Below are 214 nucleotides of genomic sequence, written 5' to 3'. Positions count from 1 at the left end.
GCAGGAGGGGCCAGGGTAGCTTCCGGCTCCGCTCGCTGAGGGTGGCAGAGGAGGGAACGCGCTCTAGACCGAGGCGCTTGCGGAGCCTAGGGTTGCGGGCCAGTTCCCGGCGCATGCGTTCGCTGGAGAAGCCCAGGAGGGCGCGGACCAGGTGGAAGAGAAAGAGGCTGAGGTCGGAGAAGGTCCTGGGCCTGCCGGGTTTTCTCTCCCCTTC

Annotated in this window: 1 protein-coding gene; it reads right to left on the bottom strand. The window is 67.8% G+C overall.

From position 1 onward, the window contains the following. Positions 1-214: transposase (locus GT358_RS16940; protein ID WP_208103592.1), on the bottom strand; the 214-nt coding region annotated here is incomplete at both ends.

The organism is Rubellimicrobium sp. CFH 75288, assembly GCF_009904055.1.
Taxonomy (GTDB): domain Bacteria; phylum Pseudomonadota; class Alphaproteobacteria; order Rhodobacterales; family Rhodobacteraceae; genus Rubellimicrobium.
Note: the sequence above shows the minus strand (reverse complement) of the source record. Positions and strands in the feature narration are given on the sequence as shown.